This is a genomic window from Allobacillus halotolerans (genome assembly GCF_018967645.1).
GTDB lineage: Bacteria > Bacillota > Bacilli > Bacillales > Alkalibacillaceae > Allobacillus > Allobacillus halotolerans.
Genome location: NZ_JAHLZF010000035.1, coordinates 1,810 through 2,965 on the forward strand (window position 1 = coordinate 1,810; position 1,156 = coordinate 2,965).

The following is a 1,156-nucleotide window of genomic DNA, read 5'->3' on the forward strand; positions in this document are numbered from 1 at the left end:
GCATAAAATATGGTGGAGCCTAGCGGGATCGAACCGCTGACCTCCTGCGTGCAAAGCAGGCGCTCTCCCAGCTGAGCTAAGGCCCCATAGGAATATCGGGAAGACAGGATTCGAACCTGCGACCCCTTGGTCCCAAACCAAGTGCTCTACCAAGCTGAGCTACTTCCCGTTATATGGCGCGCCCGAGAGGAGTCGAACCCCTAACCTTCTGATCCGTAGTCAGACACTCTATCCAATTGAGCTACGGGCGCAAAGAAAATCAATGGTGCCGAGGGCCGGACTCGAACCGGCACGGAGGTACACCCTCCGCAGGATTTTAAGTCCTGTGCGTCTGCCCATTCCGCCACCCCGGCACAACTTTTTGCATAATGGAGCGGAAGACGGGATTCGAACCCGCGACCCCCACCTTGGCAAGGTGGTGTTCTACCACTGAACTACTTCCGCGAACAAGATGATGCGGGTGGAGGGAGTCGAACCCCCACGCCCGGAGGCACTAGATCCTAAGTCTAGCGCGTCTGCCAATTCCGCCACACCCGCAAATGGTGAGCCATGGAGGATTCGAACCTCCGACCCTCTGATTAAAAGTCAGATGCTCTACCGACTGAGCTAATGGCTCGGATCATTTGTTCATCATTTTCACCTTGCGGAGAAAATAAGTGGTGCCGGCCAGAGGACTTGAACCCCCAACCTACTGATTACAAGTCAGTTGCTCTACCAGTTGAGCTAGGCCGGCATAAATGGTGGAGGATGCAGGACTTGAACCTGCGACCCCCTGCTTGTAAGGCAGGTGCTCTCCCAGCTGAGCTAATCCTCCATATATACGCCCGGCGGCGTCCTACTCTTGCAGGGGAAAAACCCCAACTACCATCGGCGCTAGAGAGCTTAACTTCTGTGTTCGGAATGGGAACAGGTGTGACCTCTCTGCCATCGCCACCGGACTTGTGTTTCTATTCTTTTTTCAAGGACAAGTTATATTATATTAACCTTAGTTGAAAAATGCAAGGAATTTTTAAAAGAATTTTTCGTAAGTGCTTATCTTTTTACGTAAACCCTACATTTCACGCGCTTAAATCAAGATAAAAGGCATGTACCTTCAAAACTAGATAAGAAGCAATACATCATAAAGTAAGTTAAGTCCTCGACCGATTAGTATCCG

General features: G+C 50.9%; 9 tRNA genes and 1 rRNA gene. All 10 read right to left on the minus strand.

Annotation, left to right across the window (positions count from 1 at the left end):
* Nucleotides 1-10: 10 nt before the first annotated feature.
* A tRNA-Ala gene (locus KQ486_RS13665) sits at nt 11-86 on the minus strand.
* 9 nt (nt 87-95) lie between these two features.
* Nucleotides 96-169, minus strand: a tRNA-Pro gene (locus tag KQ486_RS13670).
* 5 nt (nt 170-174) lie between these two features.
* A tRNA-Arg gene (locus KQ486_RS13675) sits at nt 175-251 on the minus strand.
* A gap of 12 nt (nt 252-263) precedes the next feature.
* Nucleotides 264-353 (minus strand) — tRNA-Leu (locus KQ486_RS13680).
* A gap of 16 nt (nt 354-369) precedes the next feature.
* Nucleotides 370-444, minus strand: a tRNA-Gly gene (locus tag KQ486_RS13685).
* A gap of 11 nt (nt 445-455) precedes the next feature.
* Nucleotides 456-537 (minus strand) — tRNA-Leu (locus tag KQ486_RS13690).
* Between the two features lie 3 nt (nt 538-540).
* Nucleotides 541-616, minus strand: a tRNA-Lys gene (locus KQ486_RS13695).
* Between the two features lie 41 nt (nt 617-657).
* Nucleotides 658-733: transfer RNA gene (locus tag KQ486_RS13700), tRNA-Thr, on the minus strand.
* 5 nt (nt 734-738) lie between these two features.
* Nucleotides 739-814 (minus strand) — tRNA-Val (locus KQ486_RS13705).
* 8 nt (nt 815-822) lie between these two features.
* Nucleotides 823-938, minus strand: a 5S ribosomal RNA gene (gene rrf, locus KQ486_RS13710).
* Nucleotides 939-1,156 lie beyond the last annotated feature (218 nt).